This window comes from Moorena sp. SIO3B2 (assembly GCF_010692525.1).
Taxonomy (GTDB): domain Bacteria; phylum Cyanobacteriota; class Cyanobacteriia; order Cyanobacteriales; family Coleofasciculaceae; genus Moorena; species Moorena producens.
Genome location: NZ_JAAHHE010000827.1, coordinates 1 through 1580 on the forward strand (window position 1 = coordinate 1; position 1580 = coordinate 1580).

At 44.8% G+C, this 1580-nt stretch carries 1 protein-coding gene and 1 pseudogene; one reads left to right on the plus strand and one right to left on the minus strand.

Annotated features, from left to right (window positions below; translation table 11 throughout):
• Window positions 1-127 (plus strand): annotated as a pseudogene (locus F6K38_RS41510) (glycosyltransferase family 1 protein); the annotation flags it as partial.
• Window positions 128-1107: 980 nt separating this feature from the next.
• On the opposite strand, the gene F6K38_RS41515 reads toward F6K38_RS41510, so the two are convergent.
• Window positions 1108-1353, minus strand: a complete 246-nt coding sequence (locus F6K38_RS41515; protein ID WP_287360671.1) for a hypothetical protein — start codon at window positions 1351-1353, stop codon at window positions 1108-1110.
• Between the last annotated feature and the right edge of the window lie 227 nt (window positions 1354-1580).

The window sequence follows — 1580 nt, forward strand, 5'->3', positions numbered from 1 at the left end:
GCTTGGTCACAAAGCTAGGGCAAGGGTTCTAGAGCGCTATACCTTAAGTGGGAATATTACTCAGCTCGAAAGGCTTTATGAAGAGGTTGTAGAAATTAGGCTTTTGCAATTGAGTGGTCGTGCTTAGAGGATATCTCCCAAGTTTTTTGATACTGAATTTTGCCCCCCTAGCCCCCCAAGCGAGGGATTGCTCGCTTGGGGGGAACAAGAATCAATTTTATGGTAAAAGTCCCCCGAGCGAGGGATTGCTCGCTCGGGGGACCAACGGGGGCTTGGATGTAGCAAATGAGACTTCTCAGACAACCTCTTAGTTTTTTTTGTTGTTTGGGAAGTTAACCTCATGCTAAGTTGCCCTTATGGTCAGAGGATATCTCCCAAGTTTTTTGATACTGAATTTTGCCCCCCTGACCCCCCAACTTTGGGGGGAACAAGAGTCAATTTGCTTCTAAAAGTCCCCCAGAATTGGGGGACCAACGGGGGCTTGGATGTAGCAAATGAGACTTCTCAGACAACCTCTCAAGAGGGTATACAAACTTAGTCTTATGCAGTAAGTCTTGTTCACAACTTATAACCTACCTATAATAGCTGAGTATTTCGGGTTTGGAAGGTTTCTTGCGACCCTTTTGGGCATAAGGAAAGATATGCTTTACGTTGTTGGTAAATCTCAGAGAGTCGAGTCATCCCTTCTTCTGTATATCGTTTAGCTTCTCGCACAATTGCTGACCATCATTCAACCCCAAGGGGACTCCCGTTATAGCCCTTAGACTTAGCGGGAGGGGAATTGGGGACTATAAATATTGCGTTTCTTGATAATTTTTGCTAGAATAAATATATTGGAAAAACCAATTAATGTGCTCGAAAGAGTACCGGTTTGTGCGCAAGCTGAAAAGCCTCTGCATTAAGCATAGACCAAAAACCTAAAAAGTAAGCCCAATGATTTGATGCTCCTTTGGAGCCGCTACGCGAACGGAGGGTAAGCGAGGCTGTTTGGTTCAGCCGTTAAGGGTTTTATACTCTTAAGAATCCCAGCTCCTTTGGAGCCGCTACGCGAACGCTATAATCTTGGCCAAAAGGCCACGCTACGCGAACGATTTAGCGATGGGAGTATCAAACTGTTTCCAATGCTCTTAACTCTCGGCAAGAACGAATCATAGTGCAACAAGCAGCTATCCACTGTTCTAGCTGACGATAGCTAATGAAGTAGCCGCCTCTTCCTTGAATATGTACCCATAGCACATGAGCCCACTTTTGCCATCGCCAGACTCGACTAGGGTCAATTTTTAGATATCTGCTGAGTTGTCTACGAGTGATGACGAAGGTTTGAGGATTGATGCGACGGCGAAGAAAGTTCATAAGATTCAATCATGTTGAATTGTGACTTGGACTTAAACAGCGACAAGGAGCAAAAGGGGAAAGGGAATAATTTCCCATTCCCCTTAAGAAAAATTGAGGAAGGTTAATTGGTAGAAACGTAGCGAGTAAGAGCACGCATCTGTTTACCGGGAATGGAAGCAGGCATTAAGGGACTCCATTCGCTGATTTCAGCAAAACCGAGTTTGTATTGGGTGTGGATGATTTTG